General features: G+C 60.4%; 17 protein-coding genes and 1 pseudogene. 2 read left to right on the top strand and 16 right to left on the bottom strand.

Features of this window, described 5'->3' with window-relative positions:
- Nucleotides 1-39 precede the first annotated feature (39 nt).
- On the top strand, nucleotides 40-1668 hold the full coding sequence (locus D3871_RS20700; protein WP_119770942.1) for an MFS transporter: 1629 nt from the start codon (nucleotides 40-42) through the stop codon (nucleotides 1666-1668).
- A gap of 67 nt (nucleotides 1669-1735) precedes the next feature.
- On the opposite strand, the gene D3871_RS20695 is transcribed toward D3871_RS20700, so the two are convergent.
- From D3871_RS20695 to D3871_RS20615, 16 genes and pseudogenes are all read right to left on the bottom strand, one after another.
- Complete coding sequence (locus D3871_RS20695) at nucleotides 1736-2695, bottom strand: Bug family tripartite tricarboxylate transporter substrate binding protein (RefSeq protein WP_119770941.1); 960 nt, start codon at nucleotides 2693-2695, stop codon at nucleotides 1736-1738.
- A 175-nt stretch (nucleotides 2696-2870) separates the two neighbouring features.
- Nucleotides 2871-3335 (bottom strand): annotated as a pseudogene (locus D3871_RS20690) (methyl-accepting chemotaxis protein); the annotation flags it as partial.
- A 308-nt stretch (nucleotides 3336-3643) separates the two neighbouring features.
- The gene (locus D3871_RS20680) at nucleotides 3644-4105 is read right to left on the bottom strand and encodes a bacteriohemerythrin (RefSeq protein ID WP_158598000.1); all 462 of its coding nucleotides are present in this window, start codon (nucleotides 4103-4105) and stop codon (nucleotides 3644-3646) included.
- 122 nt (nucleotides 4106-4227) lie between these two features.
- Nucleotides 4228-4767 carry a VOC family protein gene (locus D3871_RS20675; RefSeq protein ID WP_119770938.1) on the bottom strand — a complete coding sequence of 180 codons (540 nt, stop codon included), beginning with the start codon at nucleotides 4765-4767 and terminating at the stop codon, nucleotides 4228-4230.
- Nucleotides 4768-4841: 74 nt separating this feature from the next.
- Nucleotides 4842-5372 (bottom strand): aromatic-ring-hydroxylating dioxygenase subunit beta, encoded by a 531-nt coding sequence (locus D3871_RS20670; RefSeq protein ID WP_119770937.1) that lies wholly within the window; start codon nucleotides 5370-5372, stop codon nucleotides 4842-4844.
- Nucleotides 5369-6742, bottom strand: a complete 1374-nt coding sequence (locus tag D3871_RS20665; RefSeq protein ID WP_119770936.1) for an aromatic ring-hydroxylating oxygenase subunit alpha — start codon at nucleotides 6740-6742, stop codon at nucleotides 5369-5371. Before D3871_RS20665 ends, D3871_RS20670 begins: the two co-directional genes overlap by 4 nt.
- A gap of 130 nt (nucleotides 6743-6872) precedes the next feature.
- A complete protein-coding gene (locus D3871_RS20660) occupies nucleotides 6873-8003 on the bottom strand; it encodes an FAD-dependent oxidoreductase (protein WP_119770935.1) in 1131 nt (376 codons plus the stop codon).
- Complete coding sequence (locus tag D3871_RS20655; RefSeq protein WP_119770934.1) at nucleotides 8000-8404, bottom strand: Rieske (2Fe-2S) protein; 405 nt, start codon at nucleotides 8402-8404, stop codon at nucleotides 8000-8002. The genes D3871_RS20660 and D3871_RS20655 overlap by 4 nt, the downstream gene beginning before the upstream one ends.
- Before the next feature lie 25 nt (nucleotides 8405-8429).
- On the bottom strand, nucleotides 8430-9380 hold the full coding sequence (locus tag D3871_RS20650) for a VOC family protein (RefSeq protein WP_119770933.1): 951 nt from the start codon (nucleotides 9378-9380) through the stop codon (nucleotides 8430-8432).
- 54 nt (nucleotides 9381-9434) lie between these two features.
- On the bottom strand, nucleotides 9435-11867 hold the full coding sequence (locus D3871_RS20645) for an efflux RND transporter permease subunit (protein ID WP_233575746.1): 2433 nt from the start codon (nucleotides 11865-11867) through the stop codon (nucleotides 9435-9437).
- Nucleotides 11864-12940, bottom strand: a complete 1077-nt coding sequence (locus D3871_RS20640) for a WD40/YVTN/BNR-like repeat-containing protein (protein WP_158597999.1) — start codon at nucleotides 12938-12940, stop codon at nucleotides 11864-11866. The genes D3871_RS20645 and D3871_RS20640 overlap by 4 nt, the downstream gene beginning before the upstream one ends.
- Before the next feature lie 7 nt (nucleotides 12941-12947).
- Complete coding sequence (locus D3871_RS20635) at nucleotides 12948-14312, bottom strand: DUF1329 domain-containing protein (RefSeq protein ID WP_119771469.1); 1365 nt, start codon at nucleotides 14310-14312, stop codon at nucleotides 12948-12950.
- 24 nt (nucleotides 14313-14336) lie between these two features.
- Entirely contained in the window at nucleotides 14337-16049 is a 1713-nt protein-coding gene (locus D3871_RS20630; RefSeq protein ID WP_119770931.1) for a DUF1302 domain-containing protein, read from the bottom strand.
- 156 nt (nucleotides 16050-16205) lie between these two features.
- Nucleotides 16206-17687, bottom strand: a complete 1482-nt coding sequence (locus D3871_RS20625; protein ID WP_119770930.1) for an NAD-dependent succinate-semialdehyde dehydrogenase — start codon at nucleotides 17685-17687, stop codon at nucleotides 16206-16208.
- Between the two features lie 8 nt (nucleotides 17688-17695).
- Entirely contained in the window at nucleotides 17696-18715 is a 1020-nt protein-coding gene (locus tag D3871_RS20620; protein ID WP_119770929.1) for a dihydrodipicolinate synthase family protein, read from the bottom strand.
- Nucleotides 18716-18744: 29 nt separating this feature from the next.
- Complete coding sequence (locus D3871_RS20615; RefSeq protein WP_119770928.1) at nucleotides 18745-19764, bottom strand: ornithine cyclodeaminase family protein; 1020 nt, start codon at nucleotides 19762-19764, stop codon at nucleotides 18745-18747.
- Nucleotides 19765-20042: 278 nt separating this feature from the next.
- Here D3871_RS20615 and D3871_RS20610 point away from each other — a divergent pair, with 278 nt between their 5' ends.
- Complete coding sequence (locus D3871_RS20610; RefSeq protein ID WP_119770927.1) at nucleotides 20043-21173, top strand: FAD-dependent oxidoreductase; 1131 nt, start codon at nucleotides 20043-20045, stop codon at nucleotides 21171-21173.
- The last annotated feature ends 1 nt before the right edge of the window (nucleotide 21174 follow it).

Raw genomic sequence — 21174 nt, 5'->3', positions numbered from 1 at the left:
ATGAAATATTGTGGTTAACTGCATCAGCTATTCACTTCCATGCCAATCGAGCCACTTCCCGAACCTGTTTTGTCAAGTCAGCCTCCCCGTTCAGGACCAGAGTCGCTTTCGCCATTTTTGCCGCTCAAGCGTCCGGTCTTCCGCATGTTATGGAGCGTATGGCTGACCGCCAATATCGCTATGTGGATGAACGACGTCGCGTCCGCGTGGATGATGACGTCAATGACTGCATCGCCGATATGGGTGGCACTGGTCCAAACGGCCTCCACTCTGCCCGTGTTCCTGCTTGGGCTGCCAAGCGGCGCGTTTGCGGACATTCTCGACCGACGCCGCTATTTCATCCTGACACAGTTCTGGGTCGCCGCAGTTGCCATCATTCTGTCCGTCGCGGTCCTGGCCGACTTGATGACCCCGTGGCTATTGCTGGCATTGACGTTTGCCAATGGTATCGGCCTTGCGATGCGCTGGCCTGTTTTTGCCGCCATCGTTCCTGATCTGGTACCGCGCCCGGAACTGCCTGCCGCCCTCGCTCTCAACGGCATAGCGATGAACGCATCCCGTATTGTCGGACCGCTGATTGCGGGCGCAATCATTGCCAGTGCCGGCAGCGCGTATGTGTTTATTCTGAATGCCCTCATGTCCCTGATCTGCGGATTTGTGATCATGCGGTGGCGCTACGAGCGCGTTCCCAGTACGCTGGAGCGGGAGCGATTGATCAGTGCAATGCGGGTCGGAATACAGTTTGTAAGGCAGTCGTCCAGGCTGAAAGCGGTATTGTTAAGGATCTTCCTTTTCTTTTTTCATTCGACCGCGTTACTCGCACTATTACCCCTCGTCGCGCGCGGACTGCAAGGCGGCGACGCCGGTACGTTCACCGTCCTCCTCGCATCCATGGGATCCGGTGCGATCGTTGCAGCCATGTTTCTGCCGCGCTTGCGCCGGCTGATGTCTCGGGATGCGCTCGTGGTCCGTGGCGCCACACTGCAATCGGCGTCGACGTTGGTCGTTGCCTTTGCCCCGAATGTCTATGTCGCTGTAGCCGCCATGTTCTTTGCAGGTATGGCCTGGATCACCACGGCCAATTCACTGAGCGTTTCAGCCCAGCTAGGTCTACCGGATTGGGTACGTGCACGCGGCATGTCCATGTATCAAATGGCAATCATGGGGGCAAGCGCCACCGGCGCTGCCGTTTGGGGACAGGTGGCGACGCTGCAGACCGTACAGATCAGTTTGGCCATCGCCGCGGTAACAGGGACGGTGGCCATGCTTGCCGCCGAACGGTTCGCGGTGGACCGGGATATCGAAGAGGATTTGACCCCATCCCGTCAACTGAAAGCGCCAGTCCTGGATCTGCCGATTCAAAAAAGCAATGTCGTGGTCACGATCGAATATGTCATCGATCCCAGGCATGCGACCGAATTTCAACAACTTATGCAAGAGAGCCGCCGCAGTCGCCTGCGACAAGGTGCGTTGAAATGGGACTTGCTTCACGACATCGCGCAGCCCGGTCGCTATATCGAACAGATAGTGGACGAATCATGGACGGAACATTTGCGCCGTTTCGATCGGGTGACGGCGTCGGACGTTGCGCTGCGAGAACGAAAGCTTGCGTTTCATATAGGCGATGCCGCACCGTTGGTGACTCGCTATATGATTGAAAACGGATGACAGGCTGCCTGGACTGATAGCCCTTGCCGATTTGGGATGCGGGAAACAGCAGGAACGCCCGCCATTGTCATTCAAATTTCAATTTCGACTCGGCGGCAATCTTTCGGTAGGTCGCAATATCGCTGCGAATCTGTTGGCTGAACTGTTCCGGGGTACTGCTTTGCGGCGTCAGTCCCATGCTCTGCATGCGCGTGCGCAATGCGACATCTCTCAGAGCAAGATTGGCGGCCTTGCCAATCCGTTCGACTACTGAAGGCGATGTCGCGGGCGGCGCGAGAAATCCCAGCCAGGATACCTGGACAAAGTTCGGCAGCCCGCTTTCCACTGCAGTCGGTACATTCGGGAAGCGCGGATCGCGCTCTGAACCGGTTACCGCCAGCAGTTTGACCTTGCCCGCGTCAACATAAGGCTTCACCGAGGCATCAAATGCAAGCTCCAGTACGCCAGCCGCCACATCGGCGAGCGCCTGCGAAGTCGAGCGATAGGGAACATGTACGAGATCGGTCCCGCTGAGCGACTTGAAAAATTCTCCCGCAAAATGTGCACCGCTACCGGGGCCGGCGCTGCCGTAGTTCAGTTTTCCGGGATGCTTCCTGGCGTACTGAATGAATTCGGGGAGCGACTTGGCAGGTACGTTATTGTTGGTCACTATCCCCAAGCCATAGACTGCTGCCGTCGTCACCGGTGTGAGGCCGGTCATCGGGTCGAATGGAACGTTCGGCTCGATCACAGGCAGGATGCTGTAACTGATATTGGTGAACAGCAGCGTCATACCATCGGGAGCGGCCTTGGCAACTGCCTCAATGCCTATCCGGCTGCCGCCGCCCGGCCTGTTTTCGATGATGATGGCTTGACCTAACTGCGACGCCATCTTGTCGGCGAGCATGCGTGCCGTCTGGTCCGTTATGCCGCCCGCGCTGAACGGCACGACGATCTTCAGATACGTTCGTTCCGTGGCCGATGCCAGGCCCGAAGCGGTAGCCAGAATGGTAACCAGTAAGGCGCGACGGCCTGCCGATGAAATCATGATTGTCAATCTTCAATGTAGTTGTTGAGTGAACTATGCCGAGCCGGGACGCTCTCCTTCGATGCATAACAGGGACGCCTTCAGTATAGAAACGAACTGATGAATAGTAAATTTGGGGTCACCGGGCAGAACGTGGCTCCATCGGCAGGCGCGTTTGCACCATCGACAATACTCATCATCCAGGTAACCGCAATGTCCGGGGCATTTCGATGCCGGGTACAGGCATCCCGGCCGTGACGGCTTCCGGCGCCGCCACCTTGAAAACCGAAACCAGCTCCGCAAGTTGCTGCGATTGCTGCTGCAGGCTGTTTGCCGAGTCGGCCGTTTCCTTCACCAGCCGGGCATTTTGGCGGGTAACCCCTTCGATTTCTCCTGCCGCCTGATTGATCAGGTCGATGCCGCTGCTTTGTTCAGCCGTGGCGGCACTGATCTCGCTCATCAGGTCCGTCACGCGCCGCACGCGTTCCATGATCTCTTGCATGGTGCGCCCGGCATCGCCGACCAATTCGCTACCGGCGCGTACTTCACTGACCGAGTCCGTGATCAGCGACTTGATTTCCTTTGCCGCACTGGCCGAACGTTGCGCGAGACCGCGCACTTCGCTGGCCACCACGCCAAAACCCCTGCCCTGTTCGCCGGCGCAGTGCGGAATCGGAGATCACCAGAATTTCATAAGGCTACAAGCCGCTCGACGATGGAGCGAGCCGGGCCGCTTCGAGGATCCGGTCAAGCTTCTCCTGCGGGACTGCTCTCCCGGGAACCATTTTTTTGGTGGCGTAACGCCAATTGCACAGCTGAATGACATCCATCTGTTGATCTCTCGTTGTATTGCGGTTGATTGAACTGTCTAGGGATGTTGAAAAATGCGTTGAGCGTGGCGGGACAAAGGCGCGCAAGCGCAGGAACAATATGCCGAGCACCGCCCTTCGGAACCGCGAAGCGCCGCTGCTATTCAGCGGTCTGTTCGCGCGCAAGCCGTTTCAGCACCACCGGGATGCCTCCATGCGTCTTCTTGGTCATCCATTGCGCCAGCGCCGAATCGAGGTGATCCGCATGCCCGGGGAACCACTCCGTCAATGCCTTGATCATGCCGAGCAAAAAATCCGTCCTTCCCATCACGACCATGCCCCGTGCTTCATACAGGGTACGCAGCACTGCCTGGTGCTCGGCCATATGACAGTCGCGCGGCGGAAAGGCATGCTTCACCATCCAGTCGTTCTCTTGGTGGAAATGTTCTTCCGTCGCCTCGATGAACTTGTCCAGCATCGTCAACACGTCGTCCTGCGCGGCCGTGGCCAGCGCATTCAAGGTGTCGACAAACTCGCGATGGTGTGCGTCCATCGGCGAGAAGCCGAGCAGATATTGATCGGTCCATGGGAAATCAATTTCCGCTACCGTCGCTGCATTCATACCTATCCTCCCTTGCCTCCCTTGCCTCCCTTGCTTTGCCTGGCCCAATCCGCAACCGGACGCAGGCGGCGAAATCCCGGATAGTTTCCATTCCATCCGGGAGTTGGCTTAGGCACCGCGCCTTACGACGTAATGCTGACCACCTCGCCGCTCTTCAAGCGCATCAGGCGTTCGACCAGCTCGCCGTCCACGTAATACAGTTCCGTGTAGCAGCCGATCGTCTCGCGTGTATCGAAATAAGACCAGCGGCAATTCCCGAACGGTCCCTGGAAGAAACCCGCCATGGACTTTTCGATGCCGCAATCCAGGTAGTGGTGCTCGGCCTGTGCGTATTCTTCCGCGTTCGCCAGGCGGAAGCCGACATGGTGCGGTCCCTTTCCATTGGTATCGAGCCAGTCCTTGTACACGCTGCTGCCGCCATCATGGCGGGCGAGTTCGATCAGCGTGTCGCCGGCGAAGCCATAGGCGCAGCTGAACTGGAAATCGCCCGGCTTGCCGCGGTATTCCTTTTCCGTTTGTTCCTTCGCCAGGTTCTCAGCGATGTTCCAGGCATCGATACCGTTGGTCTTGCGCCAGAATTCGACGGCCTCGTCGAGGTCTTCCACGACAAAGCAGATCTGGTCGAAGCTTCGAGCCAGGAAATTCAGGGGGTTGTTGCTCATTGATGTACTCCGTGCCTTCAGGTTTGTATGCAGTTGCGCAGCGGCGTCCCGCGCCATCCGCGGGACGCCGATCTTTACAGGAACACGCCGAGGTTTGGCGTGTTAAGCACTACTTCGGTGACGAGCGCGTTGCGCTTGAGCAGCCGCGCGCCGTTGTCTGTCAGGCGAAGCTGGTCCTGGCGACGGACCGGGATAATGTCGCCCCGTTCATCGTGACCGCGCTGACGATAGATGATCAGCGCGCTTTCGACGGCCAGGACGTCGGCCTGTTCGGTCTGCTGCACCAGCAGACTTCCGACCACGCGCAAAGTACGCGAGGGAGGTGTTTCGGCCCAGGCCGCACCGGAATCCAGGCGCTTGATGCGGACCTTGATCAAGTCCTTGCTGTCAAAGATGCGGAAGGCGCCCGCCGGTGTCTCGTCCGCGTAGTTGGCCTTGGCGACGCGGAGCGGCACGAGGTATTCGATGCTGTCATCGATCAGGTCGAACCATTCCCAGTAACGTCGTTCATCCAGCAGCTTGGCTTCCCACGAAAGGAATTGCTGGGCGATGGCGAATTGCTCCGGCGTCGCCGGTTTGTAGGCGGTGCTGTTCACTTGACTCATTGCTTGCTCCCTTCCCTGGCAGCATCGCCTTCCCTCATCTCCCTCAGCCAGCGGCGCCAGAAACCTTGCTGCAGATATTCTCCGTAAATCGACTTGTGGAATTGGCCTGGCCCCTTCCATTCCGGATCGGGACCGCCACGCTTCTGCTGGTAGTTCAGCATCGCACCGGCGCGGCGACTCCACGGGCTGGCCGCCATCTTGGCGATACCTTCCCAGACCGCCGTGTCGTCCATTTCAAAAATACCGCCGGAGCCAAAGCCGAACTGGCCGGCGAGATAGGCTTCTTTTCTGTCTTCGTCGGACAGGAAGGCATATTCGAATTCCCAGGTCCACATTTCCATGACGCCTGGCGAAACAGGCTGCCACATCCGGATATTGGTGAACGGCACCGGCTTCCCGCCGGGCGTGGCCGGCTGCGGGAAGCGCAGGTAGCTGAAGTTCGGAAAAATGGTCCCGATCGTCGGCGGCGTATTCTTGATCATGTCCACCTGAACGGGATCGAACCCGGATAGATCGAATTGCGCGCGTGTCTCCGGCGGATAGGCCCACATTTCAAATGTTGGCCCCCACTGGGTCAGTTCATGTCCGATGAAACTGTTGCCGTTGCCGAAGTCATAACCGCGGGCTATCGTGCTGACCTCGCGAATGCCGGGAATGAACTCGGACAATTCAGCCGCGATGTGGGCAGTGCTGACGTGATAGGCGTCGCCGCAGAAGTTTTCCGCGCCGCTCTTCCAGTCGGCCTTGACGATGAAGCGCTCGGGCGGTGCCATCACTTTCATTCCTTGCGGATGCAGGCCGAAGATCGCATCCAGCGCCCAGGTTGCCTCGCCCAGGTATTCCTTCAGGCTGACCGCGTTCTCGTCCAGGCAGGCGAAGATAAAGCCGTGATAGCTTTCCACTTTCGGTGCGCGGCGCAGGCCCCATTTTTTCGCATCGAGGGAGCCAGCGTAGGCATCGTTGAAGTGGGGCGCGCCGGCAAAGTCGCCGTTGATCTTGTAGACCCAGCCGTGGTACGGGCACTTGAAGTGCTTGGCGTTCCCCTGGTCCTCGTGACACACCTCGCTCCCGCGGTGGCTGCAATGGTTCAGCAGCACGTTGACCTTCCCCGTTTCGTCGCGGATCACGATGACCTGGTCCAGCCCGATCCGGCGCTGGACGAAATCACCCTTGGTCGGAATTTCCGAGTCGTGCGCGACGAATACCCAGTTGCGCGTGAAAATCCGGTCCATCTCGGCGCGGAACACCTTGTCGTCGCAAAACACCTCGACCGGCAACAGGCCTTGCTCGAGCGCCCCTTCCACCCGCCCGAACAGCTTGTTCAGGCCCTCATTTTCTCCGCCCGAAGCGACAGAATCGAATTTATACATCTCCTGCTCCTCTTCTCATTGCATCCTGCTCTCGCGGACACTTTCAACATCGCGCCATATCGGCACGACCGATCAAATTGGAAAGACATCGAACAACCGGAGTCCGGCTTCATGCGGCGCCGTTCCAATGTCAGATTTCATCCAGCATGCGTGCGAACGACGCTTCCATCAGGCCCACATGGGCGGAACCGCCCTCGCCCTCGATTTCGATCTGGCTCAGCCGGCGCGCATTCTCGACGACCGTCCGGCAGCGTTCCCAGCGCCGTTGTTCGAACTGCTGAAGGGCCTCGGGAACGGATGCCGCGCTGTTCAGCACCTCTGCCAGGACGACCGCATCCTCGACACCAAGGCAAGTGCCGGCGGCCAGATGCGGCGTCGACGCGTGGACAGCGTCGCCGATCAGGACCACCCGGCCTTGATGCCAGGACAGGGGTACGAGCAGACTTTCCATCGGACGAAACACCAGGCAGGACCGCGCATTGATCTGTTCGCCGATCATCTGCAAGGTCTTGTTGGGCATCTCCGCCAACAGCCTCTTGGCCATCGGCAGGAGTTTTGCATCTGACACGTGGGCGGCTGAATGACGATGCTCGTTGATGAACAGGTACATCTCGGTATCCGAGACCGGGCATACACCGGCCTTTACCTTACCTCCGACCCACAAAGTGGTCCGCTCGATTTCCGGCGCTCTCGGAAGCAGTGCCCGCCAACACCCCTGGCCGCAGTATTCAGGTTGGTAGACCTCGGGCAGCACTGCCTCCCGCACCTTGGAGCGGATGCCGTCCGCACCGATCACCAGGTCGTAGCGACGGCAATGGCCGTCCGCGAATTCCACCTCGACGGACCGGCCATCCTGGCGCAACGCGCGGAAGGTGCTTCCGAGGCGGACATTCGCACCCAGGTTGAGCGCCTCGTCGCCAAGAATCCTGGCGAGGTTCCGCCGCTTGATCGCTCCTCCCCCGGGTACTTCAGGACCGGCGACCCGGGGTGTCGACAACTGCGCCAGCAAGCTTCCGTCAGGCGTCAACAGGTCGATTCCATCGCTGGCATGCCCGTGCGCGAGAAAGGCATCCAGGATGCCCAGGCTTCGAAACACCCGTAACGCGGCGCCGACCAGGCTGATGCCTATCCCGTCAGTCAGCCAGTCCGGCTCCAGTTCGACAACCTCGACGGCAATGCCGTGCTTGCACAGCGCAATTGCAGTCGTCAATCCGGAAACCCCGCCTCCGACAATCAATACGTTCTGGACGAGTCTGGTCATACGTTCTTGCACCTCATATCAGAGCCTGGACCGGGACACGGTGCAGCAGGCATTGGCGGGACGGCCATCATTACCACTTCGCCATCAGGATGGATAACGAGTTGCACCGGATCGAGCCGTTCACCCAGGCAAGGCCCGAGAATGCACATTCCCGATGCAATCTCGAACTGGGCGCCATGGGCAAAACACACGATCCGGGTCCGCTTTTTATTCAGGTAGCCGTGGCGACGCCACGGCAATGGCGTATCCCCTTCGTGAGGGCAGCGGTCATACCAGCCATGCAGCCCTTGGCCTTGTCGGACGATGAACAGCGTGTCCCTGCCCACCCCGGCCGGATCAAAGCCGCGAGCCTCCCCATCGGGGATATCCTCTAGCCGGCAAAGCGTCGCTGTGCTGTTCATCGAATATGTCTCGCCGCAATCTGGACTAGTGACCATCCTTACCGGGCGGCGGGCCGCCGACAGGTGCCCACTTCTCACGATGCTGGAACAGATAGACCTGGGTCGCATCCGCCGATGCCTGGACTTCCCGGGGTACCCAGTTCTTGTCGTGAAGGTCCATATCCGCGTCATACTCGAAGCGGCAACCCAGCGGACTGTTGAAGTACCAGAACCAGTTGGACCCGAAAGTATGGCGGCCCGGGCCCCAGAAGCTCTGATAGCCAAGCTTCAGGAAGCGGGTCCCGGCCACCATCACGTCATTGGGTCCGCCGAGGTGGAATGCGATGTGCTCGATCCCCTGCATGTGCGGCGGCGTGTTGATCAGAAACAGTGCGTGATGCTCCAGGGTGCCGGCCGGTTGCAGGAACATGCCCGCGCCCAGCAAGCGGTCGGTCACGCGGAAGCCGAGGCGGTTCACGTAAAAAGCTTCGTCCTTGGCCGCATCCGGCGTAAAGGCGGCGAAATGCGACAGGGACCTCGGCTTGGGCGAGGCTTGCACATCCACACCGAGTTGGTTGGGACCGCGCTGCGGCTTGGCGCCGGGCGCATTGATCGGTTCGGCCGGCAGATCCAGAGGACGGCGGATGGTGACCTGAAAGCCGATGGTGAAGCCGTTGTCGTCCTTCGCTTCGATCGCGCCATCGGCCAAGCGACGCACCTCGCGGTCCTTGCCCAGTTCGGCGGCGATGGCCTCCACGGTCTCGGCAGTGTCGACCCCGTAGACCATCTTCCGGACCGAACTGCCCGAGGGCAGCGGCGGCGGCAGGGACGGATCATCCATCGCGGCAATGACGATCGCCGTGCCATCCTGCGTTTCGAACCGGCCGCCGCCAGCGCCTGCATTGACCGCCGTCAGGCCATAGTCGGTTAAATACTTCGTCGTGCCTTCGATATCGTCGACGGCAAAAATCAGCGCATCGGGTCCTATGATGTTCATCGCTTGTTTCTCCTTCCTGGGTTTATTCGTGACATTGCGTTCAGTCAGCCGGTTTTATGCGTGGTTAAATTTGGTCGTTGCCTCGCCGAACGCTTCCGCTTCCGGGGCCGGCGCTGCTTTGGTTTTAAGGAGGAAATGGGCCAGCGCGGGCAGCAGGATTAAGGCTCCGAGCATATTCCAGAGGAACATGAAGGCGAGGAGCAAGCCCATGTCGGCCTGAAACTTGATCGGGCTGGCCACCCAGGTGATGACGCCGATGGCTAAGGTGATACCAGTCAGCATCACCACCTTGCCGGTGAATAGCAGCGCGTGGTAGTACCCCTCGGACAGGCTCTTTCCCTCGCGCATCTGCGCCAGCGTCACCGAGAGGATGTACAGCGCATAGTCCACGCCGATACCGACGCCCAGCGCGATGACCGGCAGCGTCGCCACCTTTACCCCGATGCCAAGGGCGACCATCAGCGCCTCGGACAGAATCGAGGTGAGCACCAGGGGAAGGATCGCCACCATTACAGCGCGCCAGCTCCGGAATGTGACAAAGCACAACACCACTACGGCGCCGTAGACCAGGAACAACATCTGGCGCCACGCGTCACGCACCACGATATTGGTCGCGGCATCGATGCCAGCCGAGCCGGCGGCCAGCAAGAATTTGACATCCTTAGTGTCGTTGACGCTTGCAAATTGATCGACCAGTTCCACCACCCGATTGAGCGTCACTGCTTTGTGGTCGCGCAGGTAGACGTAGATCGTGAGCAGGGAGCAGCTGTCGTTATACAGTCCGCGCGGCGCTCCGGCCGTCACCATGTTCAGCATGTCCTGATTGGGCAGGAACTCGTACCACTTCGGATTGCCTTCGTTCACCCCTGTCAGCACGCGCCGATTCAATAGGGCCAGAGTGCTGGTACTCTCGACGCCGTCCAGCTGGCGCAACTGCCACTCCAGCGCATCCACCTTGTTCAGCGTCGCATACTGGGAACACTGTCCCTCAGGGGTTTTCACCATCACCGCCAGCACATCGCTGGAAGCGCCATAAGCCTCGTTGAGGAAGGCGACGTCCTGGTTGTAGCGGCTGTCCGCACGCAGCTCGGGGGCACCGGGATCGAGGTCGCCGATCTTGAGGTGGGTCGAGGCGATAAAGCCCGCCGCCGCCAGGTTGACGGCGATGAAGACCGCGATCGCCGCCCAGCGCCGCTGCGTAAACTCATCCAGCCAGGCCCAGAGCTTTTGCTTTTCGCCACTCGCCGTATCCGCGACTTCATCGCGCAGGCTGCGACTTGCGGCCGCTGCACTGACCCCGGTATAGCTGAGCAAAATCGGCAACAAGATGAGGTTGGTGAAAATCAGCATCGCCACGCCGACCGAAGCGGCAATCGCCAATTCACGGATCGCCTGAATGTCGATCACCAGCAGCACGGCGAAACCGACCGCGTCCGCTACCAGAGCCGTCAGGCCGGCCAGGAACAGGCGTCGGAAGGTGAAGCGGGCAGCTACCAGCTTGTGCATGCCGCGCCCAACGTCCTGCATGATGCCGTTCATTTTCTGGGCGCCATGGCTCATCCCGATCGCAAACACAAGGAAGGGCACCAGGATTGAGTAAGGATCAAGCGCATAGCCCAGGGTCGGCAGCATCCCCAGTTGCCAGATGACCGCAACCAGCGAGACCGCGACCACCAGGCCGGTCGAGCGGGCGCAGCGCGTGTACCAGAACACGAACGCGGTCGCGATCACAACAGCCAGGCCGAAAAACAACAGGACCGCACGTACCCCTTCGATCAGGTCACCGACGATCTTGGCAAAACCCGTGATATGGATCTGCACGCCCTCCTGCTCGTATTTCGTCCGCAAGGTTTCCAGACGTTGCGCGAACTCGGCGTAGTTCAGCGCCTGTCCGTCCGCATCCTTGGCAAGCAGCGGCACATAAATCACGCTGGAACGCCGATCCAATGCCACCAGCTGGCCGATCTCGCCGGAGCGGGCGATATTGGCTTCCATCTGCTGCAGGCTGCGTGCCGAGCCGTCGTAGCCGTCAGGGACCACGGGACCGCCTTCGAGCCCGTCTTCCGTCACACCGACCCAGCGGGTGGACGGTGTCCACAAGGATTTCATCTGGACCCGGTTGACGCCCGGCGCAAGAAAGATCTCTTCGCTCAGCCGGCGCAGCGACTCCAGATAGGCTGCGTCGTAAATCGTGCCCTTTGGATTGGCCACCGCGATCCGCACCGCATTGCCCAGTCCTACCAGGTCCGCCTGATGCGCAACATAATTCTTGATATACGGATGATGCTGCGGGATGGTCTTTTCGAAGCTCGCGTTGAGTTCGACACGGCTGGCCTGGAAGGCCATGAAGGCCGTCATCAACACGCACAGAATCACGACGACGATACGGTTGTTGAACAACAGGCGCTCAACCAGCGAGCCGGATTGCGAATCGAAATCCGCGCCGCCGGTGACCTGCCCATCGGAAGTGGTCTTTGATACGTTCAATTTGACGCCTGCTTTACAGTAATGGAATCCATAATGACTGCCCCTTGGGCGCTGAGCGCGAGCATGCTGTGGTCATCGAGCACAAGCAGACCGTTCAAGGACGGTAGCGGCGCGGCTTTGATCGCCTGGAGCCGGTCGCCGTCCGGCGCAAGCAGCATGCCGGCCTGATTGCACAGGACCAGTTTGCCGCCGGGCAGCAGCGCCGACGCAGTGATCGATGCGGCCACCGGGGCGGGCAGCTTCACCCAATTCTGCCCGCCGTCGCGACTGCGCCAGACATTGCCGCGCAGGCCGGCCACGAACAGTTCCTGCCCGTTCAGCAGTTCCGCGGTGAAGAAGCTGCCCTTGTACGGCGTCTCGATCCGCCTGAATGAGCGCCCTGCGTCAGTGGACAGCTGCACCATCCCCTGCTCGCCGGCGATAAGGAAGGTATCGCCATGCCGGCGCATTGCGTAGTAGTGCAAGCCCTTCGGATTGTCGAGACGGTTCATCCAGGCACGCCAGGTCTCGCCGCCATCACGCGATTCCAGCGCAAGGCCGTAGGCGCCCACCGCCATCAAGTGCTTGGTATCAAGCATCAGGACGTCGAAGAAGGGTTTGTCCGGTCCATCCGCAACCAGCCTTTCGGCGTCCTCGATGGCCGACTCTTGACGCGAGGCGCGTGCTGCATCGAGCACGAGCGCGGCCGCCTTGCGTCCATCAAGGCGTGGCGTCCAACGCTGTCCGCCGTCGCTCGATGTCAGAACGACGCCGCCATGGCCGACCGCCACGCCGTGGGCCGCATCATGGAAGCGGACCGCAGTCAGCGTCACGCTGACCGGGGTCGGCGCCTGACGCCAGGATTTGCCCTGGTCATCGGACAACAGAACCAGTCCCCGTTCGCCTACCGCTACCAGCCGGGTGCCGGCTTTTGCAGCACCCAGCAGAACGGCTTGATCAGGCCGGCGTGCATTCAGTGCCGGGCGGACAAGCGCTTCGCCCACCGCGCCCAGTGCGCTGGCGTCCAGCGCACCGCACATCATGACCAGGCCCAGCAGGGCCCGGCGCTTTGCTTGAAATGACTTGATGGCCATGCTCAACTCAACGAAGGCTTTCGCCGGCCAGTGCATCCGGCGTGAAATGGCTGTCCGGACGACGCGTCTGGACCGCAACGTGGCTCGACTTGCTGTTCATGATCACGCCTGCAAAGCCTGTACCTGCCAGCAGGTCGTTAAAGCCGAACGAGCCGAGCAGCAGTCCCGGCAGGTCGGGGGCGACAATGACCTGCGTCCACAAGGTCTTCCAGAGCTGGCCATTGGCATCCCAGCGGTCCGCCAGCACGCAGATCCAGGTATCTTCATCGCAGTAGTAGCGGCTCTTCGGAGCCTGATGGCGCTGGCCTGCTTTCAGGTTGGCTTCCACCACCCAGACGCGGTGCAATTCCCAGCGCATGTGATCCGGATTGTAGTGATGCTTGGAGAGCACTTCCTCGTCGGTCTTCGGCTGCAGGAAACGGTTGCCGTTATACGGAATGATCATTTCCTTCTTGCCGATCACCTTCCAGTCGAAGCGGTCCAGGCGGCCGGTCCAGGTATCGATCTCGTCGAAAGTCATCACGCCTGACGCCGCCGGTGTCGGCGCATCGCAGCAGGCATTGGGCAGCTTGCGCACACGGCGCTGGCCGGTCATGTAGACCCAGGTCGACAGCTTGTTCGGCTCTACGTTCTCGTGGGCCAGGAGCGCTTCACCCTTGCGGATCGCCGGGCCGATGCTGGTGATGCGCACCAGCCAGTAATTGCCGTCACCCTTCTCGAACTGCTCCTGCGTGCCATCCTTGTAGTAGTACGGGAACTGCTGATCGTTGACCGTATCGGAGACCAGGATCGAACGGCCATCCGACGACAGCACGTACCAGTTGCCCAGATACTTCACGGACTCGCCGCCCCAGCGCAGGATGTGATTCCACATCACTTCCTCGCCGTTCTTCGGAACCGGGAACGGAATGCCGCCGTAGGTGCCGCGCGGAACGCCGTCGACGATCTTGGCGCGGGTGGCGTTCTTGAAGGTGTTGTCATACACCCACTGCGGCGCCGCCGCGGTGCGGTGGGTCTTGTACACGTCGACGCGGTAGCTGTCCGGGTACTTCTTCAACATGGCCTTGACGCCGTCGGTCAGCTTGTCCGCATACTGGTCCGCATTCTTGGACGTGATGCTGAACAGCGGCTTCTCATCCTTGAACGGATCGCCGCGGCGACCGCCGGGACGATCGCCCGCGATCGGGGTGGTGAAGCCGCCATTCCATGCGGGTATGGTGCCGTCCTTGTTGCCGGCCTTTTCGGCGCCGAACGGGGTCAGTTCGCTTTTCAGCTTGGCCGCTTCGGCCGGGCTGGTCTCGGCCAGCGCATGCATCGAGGTCAGCAGCGCGCCCACTACGAGCAGGCCAGGTATCAGTTTGCTTCGCTTCATTTTCATTGTCTCCAGAATTTGATGTCAGAAGGTCCGCCGCAGCGTCAGGGTCAGGAAGTTGCGATCCCTCAGGCTCTGGCCGTAGGTAAAGGGCGGCGCCGTGGCTCTGGTCGGATCGGAACTCAGGAGGGTGTCGGCCTTTCCGTAAAAATGGGTGTAGGCCGCATCGAAATACCAGGTCGCGTCGTACACCACGCTCATTCCAAGCGTGAAGTCGCCACCATTGTTAGGAGGCAGCACGCCCGGGCCGAGCGCCAGCGAACGTGAACCCTTCGGGGCATAGCTCAAGCCGACCGGAATGGACAGATCCATGCCAGGCAATACCTGGCGGTAGGTCGGGGTAAACACCATACGCATGCCGATGGCATCGCGCTTGCCGTTCGGATCCAGCGCCGCAGGTACGCCCGGTGCGCCGGGTACGCAGTGTTTCTTGCAGCTCAGCATGCGATTCCAGGCGATTTCGCCAACCAGGGTTGATTCGCGGAACAGCCCATTCGGCGGCAGCGACCAGATGGTCGACAGGTTCACATGCGCCGTATTACCGACGGCATACGCAGGGTTGTCCGCGTTGTCCACGGTCGGAATCGGTACCGGGAACGGCAATGCCCGCAACAGCGGTGTCACATCGACCGTGCCGCCGGACGAAGCCAGCGCCTGATTGCGGCGGACCGACGCTTCGAGCGCAACGTTGGCATCGCCAAAGGTACGGCTCGCACTTGCACCCAACAGCTTGGTGTTTTCGTGATAGGCGTGATAGAAGCCGGTGGGACCTCTTGGCCCGACCTGAGTAACGATCTGCGGTGTCTTGTCGTGGAACTGCATCAGGTACACGCCGTAGTCGGTTTCGTCGGCGCGCCAGCGCAACTGAACCCCGCCCTGCCCCGAGTTCTTGGCCTTCATGTCGGCCAGGCGGGGCGCTGAAGAAAACGGCCCGGTCCACATGTTTTCGGCACCCGGGCCAAACAGGTCGCCAACGGAGAAATAGCTGCCCACTGCCGGGAAGCGATTCGGCTCCCATCTCGGCTGGTAATAAGCGCCAATGGTCACTTCCGGCGTGACCTGAACCTGTCCGGAAAGCTGGGGCACCGGCAATACGAATTCCTTTGCCTGCGCCGTCGGGTCTGCCTGGAGACGCGCAATGTCAAAGCGGTTTTGCGCCCCGGCGATGCCGTTGCCCGCGAAGAATAAGGATTCACCCCAGACCAGCGCATGCTGACCAAGACGCAGCGTGACCGGCCTGCCGTCCACGTCCGAATTGAAGAACGCGAAGGCATCGCGCAGCTGAAGATCACGGCCATGGAGACGGCGCGTGGTGGGGTTGAATTCATTCGGCGCCACCGATGTATTGTTCGGTACCGCGCCGCCGGCAAAGCCGGGATTGTCGTTGCTGCTGTTGTAGACCGAGTCGTACCAGCCCTGTGCGCTGACGCGTGCACCGAAGCCACGGTTGGACTTGACGTCGAACTCGGTAAGCAATTCCACGCGATTGGAAATCAGGCCCTTGTCGAAATTGCGGTCGCCGTCGTCGGCATTCGGATTGGCGGTCAGGGCGGGCGATTGGCCCTTGACGCGAAAGGCCATTCCGTAACGGATGGTGTTGTTCCACGTCACAGAAACATCATCATCCGGCCCGGACAACTCCACCGCGTGTGTTACGGGCAGGGTTGTCATCAGCGCCGCCATTGCAATGGCGCGCGGAACCGTACGGATACCCGTGCGATTAACGCATTTGGTCATGCTTGGTCTCCTCTAATTGATTGAACCGCGACATCCGACAGGTGTTGCTCACATTGTTTTTTTCTGTCGAGTGTCGCGGGGCCGGCGAACGTTTCTGCCCCGGTCCGTGTGTCTCTCTTCTTGCTTCCTTACTTCAATAAAACGGCAGCCATCGGCTCAGAGCGCTCCTGCCGGACGCAACCCGTCCCAGCACATGTACTTAATTTCGAGGAATTCATCGATGCCGTAATGGGATCCTTCCCGGCCCAGGCCGCTCTGCTTGACGCCGCCGAACGGCGCCACTTCCGTCGAGATCAGCCCGGTGTTAATGCCGACCATGCCAGACTCCAGCGCCTCGGCAGTGCGCCAGATACGCGACGCGTTCTCGCTGTACAGGTAGGATGCGAGGCCGAACTCGGTGTCGTTGGCCATCTCGATCGCTTCGGCATCGGTCTTGAAGCGGATCAGCGGCATGACCGGGCCGAAAGTTTCCTCGCGTGCGATCGTCATGTCGCGGGACACGCCAGCCACCACCGTCGGCTCGAAGAAGGCTCCTCCCAAGGCGTGCCGACGACCACCGGCGAGGATTTTGGCGCCGCCTGCTATTGCGTTTGCCAGGTGTTCCTCCACTTTGGCCACCGCTGCCTCATCGATCATCGGGCCAATCTGCACGCCCTCTTCCAACCCATTGCCCACCTTGAAGGCACGGGTACGTTCGGCCAGGCGCTCCGCCAGGGCATCGTAGATATTGTCTTGCACCAGCACGCGGTTGGCGGCGATGCAGGACTGACCTGTGTTGCGGTACTTGGCCGCCAACACACCTTCGACGGCGAGGTCGAGGTTGGCATCGTCGAACACGATGCACGGCGCATTTCCACCCAACTCCATCGAGCATTTTTTGATGGTTTCAGCCGATTGGCGCAGCAGCACACGACCCACTTCGGTGGAGCCGGTGAAAGTGACTTTGCGTACCAATTGATGCGAGGTCAACAAGCCTCCGATGATCCGCGTGTCATTACCGCTGAGGACGTTGAACACGCCGGCCGGAATACCGGCGCGAATCGCCAACTCGCCCAGGGCAAAAGCGGTCATGGGTGTCTGGCTTGCAGGCTTGACCACGATGGAGCAACCCGCGGCCAGCGCGGGGGCCGCCTTGCGCGTGATCATGGCCGCGGGGAAATTCCAGGGCGTGATGGCCGCGCACACGCCCACGGGCTGCTTGAGCGCCACGATGTGTTGTGTGACCTTGGGTGCCGGGATAACGTCTCCGCGCACACGCTTGGCTTCTTCGGCAAACCATTGCACGAAGGAAGAGGCGTAGTCCATCTCACCACGTGCTTCGGACAGCGGCTTGCCCTCTTCCAGCGTGATAATCTTCGCAAGGTCTTCCTTGTGCTGCACCATGAGTTGGTACCAGCGGTTGATGATCTCGGCACGTTGCTTTGCCGTGGTGTGGCGCCACTTGCGGAAGGCGGCATCAGCGCTCTCGATCGCCCTGACGGTTTCTTCTTTCTGGCAACGCGGCAGCCTGGCCAGCAGTTCACCGTTGGCTGGATTGCGCACATCATAGGTGCCGTGCGCAGTCTCGGTCACCCATTCGCCGTTGATCAGCGCACCTTCACGCCAAAGCCCTTGGTCTTGCAGCAAATGCTTACTCATGGGTCACCTCAGCAAGGGAATCGACCGACCAGGAATTCGCTATCGGCGTCCGACGTGACTTCCAGCTTCGAGGCTACGAGGCCCTGGCGCAGTGTCTTCATCCAGCGATCGGGGATACGCTGAGAGGGCGCGCGCAGCGGGCCGCCGTTGAAGCCGGCGAGCCAGTCCATGTATTTCCAGTGCGTGCGGTTGATGAAATTGGCGCCAGGCATATAGGATCCGGTGGCGACTCCAACTGCTTGACGTGCGGGTTGAACCTGCCAGTACAGCTTCATTGCTTCTTCCCACTTGCCGTTGCGGGCCAGATCGAAAGCCTTCGGGAAATAGTCACCCATCCACTGGGTGTAGCTGGTGCCGGAGAACTGCACCTTCATCAGGCTCATCAGCGGAATGATGTCGCTCTCGATGGGGCAGCTGATGATCACTTCTTCACGGAACAGATGGTAGGACTCGATCAGGCCGCCGATATGGGGGAAACCTTGCTCGGCCTTGATCGCGACAATGTTCGGGCAGTCGTCGAGCAGGCGGCGGACCAGTTCGTTGGACATGCCGGCCGGGTGGACACGCTCGAAACCCCACAGAGGTATCGGGAACAGCATCACGGCCAGCTCGGTGGCGTCACAGAACGCCTTGGTGTAGTCGTAGATTTCCTGCTCGGTGGTCGGCCAGAAGTTCGACGGGTAGGACAGCAACACGACGTCGGCACCCGCCTTTTCGGCCAGCTTCACGGCTTCGATGTTTTCCTGCAGCGTGCCGAAGCCGGCGTGGAAGAACAAGCCCATGCGCTCACCCGCAGTGTCGCGGGCCAAGGCCGTGAACCGAGCGTTTTCTTCCGGAGTGATCGCCACTTCGGTGCACAGTAGCGTGTACTTGAACCCGAGGTCGACGACGCGCTGGACATCGTGGCGGATGCCGCGCTCGTTGAGCCGTTTCAGGTCGGCGCTATAGCTGGGAATGGTCACCGACGAGCAACCGACCAGGTAGTCCTTTGCCCAGGAACGGGCATCCTTGCGTTGATATTTGGCCATGAATCCTCTATTGCTTGATAGGGTTGAAATCACTTGTCGATCGTCAGAACAGTTGCCGGCATGGCCGTCGTCAGGCGTTCCTGACTAGCCCGCTTGAGCAACATCTCCGCGATCACCACGTCCTGCAGGGCAGAGCCGACGGATTTGTAAATCACGATCTCCGAGTCGAACGTGCGTCCCTGTACACGACCGCTTGCGACATCGGCGAGCGAGACCATCTTGCCCTCCACATCGATGCCGGCGGCCTTGGCTGCCAGCGCATCGCCCGTGTCATGCGCAACTTCCTCGGGCATGTCGGCGACGATCCGGTGCGCGCGGCCGAGAGTCGTCTCGTCGACTTCACGCTGTTCCGGCAGCGTGGAGCCAATCGACACCACCGTCGCGCCCTGGCTCAGCCATTCGCCGCGCATCACCGGGGTTTCATCCCGGCTGCGTGCCGCGCATAACACTACGTCGGCATTGCGAACTGCCTGTTCCGCCGAATCGGCTGCCGTGATGTTGAGCCCGGCCTGTTGCCGGAAACTATCGGCGAACCGGGTCCGGCTGGCCGGGGTCGGGCTAAAGACCCGAGCCTCCGCCACCTCGCGGATCGACAGGACGGCTTCCAGCAAGCCTTTGGCTTCAAAGCCAGAACCGATGATCGCGATCCGCAGGGGACGCTGGGGCGCCAGCAAGTCAACTGCCACGGCCGATGTGGCAGCGGTACGGATTCCAGTGACACGGTTTCCGTCCACCAGAGCAGCCAGATCCATGGTCCGCTGGTCGAACAGGGAAATCAGGTAACTTGCGCGATGAATCTTGGGCGACGCGGCAATCAGCTTGCAGCCCATGTACTCGCCGGATGGCGAGATTGCACAGAGGCCGCGCAGCCAAAAGCCCTGTCCCCGGGCCATCGTGCGTGGAGGCACCATCTCGGGCGCCATCGGTCTGGAATATGCGTCACGGAGCACGGCGACGGCCGCACGCCAGTCGGCCACAGCCGTCACCGCGTCATCCGTGACGAATACGGGGGAGATTTGCTTTGTTGATGTCTCTGGGTTGTCACTCATTCTTGTGCTCCATCGTTAGTGGTGCTCACGATACAAGGCACCACGGCGGGGAGCCAGACCAAGGCGGTGAAAGCAGATATCCATTAAATGGATATCTTTCATTTGTGAAGACCGGCGTTGGCGCGGAGCGGAACTGATATCCGAAAACTGGAAAACTGATTTCCAGCTTCATGGCTGGCGTGGTCGAGGCACGGCTTTTACACTGACTGAACAATGGGGCACATGCTTGCACTGCCTTGCAGATATATATCAGTCAATAAATAGAATGGAGGAGAAGTTTGGACACACTAATTCGCAACGCACTGATCGTAGGCGGTGGTTTTTCTGGCATGTCGGCGGCAATCGAACTGCGCAAGCGCGGCGTTGCCGTCGATCTTGTCGAGATCTCGGAGGATTGGGGCAGTTACGGCGCCGGCATCAGTATCGGGGGCGCCACGTTGCGCGCCTTTCGCACGCTTGGCATTCTCGATCGCTTCCTGGGCGAGGGATATGCCTGTGACGGCGTCGACATATTTTCGACTGAAGGCAGGCTCTTGACTCACCTACCGACACCGCGCATCGCCGGCGACGACGTGCCCGGTAACGGCGCGGTCATGCGGCCGGTACTGGCGAAGATTCTTGCTGATGCAAGCTGCGCGGCCGGCACCCTCATTCGTCTCGGCTGTACGGTGGCGGCATTGAGACAAGACTCCGAAGGCGTCGATGTGGATTTCACCGATGGCAGTTCCAGCCGCTACGATCTGGTGATTGGTGCTGATGGACTGTATTCGGCCATGCGCGAGAAGCTCATGCCGGATGCGCCGAAGCCGCACTACAGTGGGCAGGGTGTATGGCGGGCCGTTTTGCCCCGTCGTGAGAACGTCGTGCGTACGATGCTTTGGGTTGGCGAGAGGGTGAAAGTTGGCCTGAATCCGGTATCGGAGCGTGAGATGTACTTGTTCGTCAACGAGGATCGCCCGGTGAACGAATTTGTGCCGCCGGAGCGCTTCCTGCCTCTGCTACGGCAGTTGCTCGCGCCCTTCTCCGCGCCGACCGTTCGAACGGCGAGTGAACAGCTGAATGAGCAATCACTGGTCGTCTTCCGGCCGCTGGAAGGCTTACTTGTGCCGCAGCCCTGGTACCGTGGACGTGTCGTGCTGATCGGTGACACCGTGCATGCAACCACGCCGCATCTCGCTTCCGGAGCCTGCATTGGCATCGAGGACGCGATCGTATTAGCCGACGAGCTGTCACGCGCATCTGAGCTGGACGCTGCGCTGCAGCGCTTTCAACATCGACGATGGGAACGGTGCAGGATGGTTGTGCAAAACTCCGCACGACTGGGGGAAATCGAAATCAGCGGAGGCGACAAGGCAGAACACACACGCATCATGCGCGAGTCGTTTCTGGCGCTCGCCCAGCCTGTTTAAT

Origin of the sequence: Noviherbaspirillum saxi, assembly GCF_003591035.1 — a bacterium.
Lineage (GTDB): Bacteria > Pseudomonadota > Gammaproteobacteria > Burkholderiales > Burkholderiaceae_D > Noviherbaspirillum > Noviherbaspirillum saxi.
The sequence above is the reverse complement of the archived record's forward strand: the minus strand, read 5'-3'. Positions and strand labels throughout refer to the sequence as shown.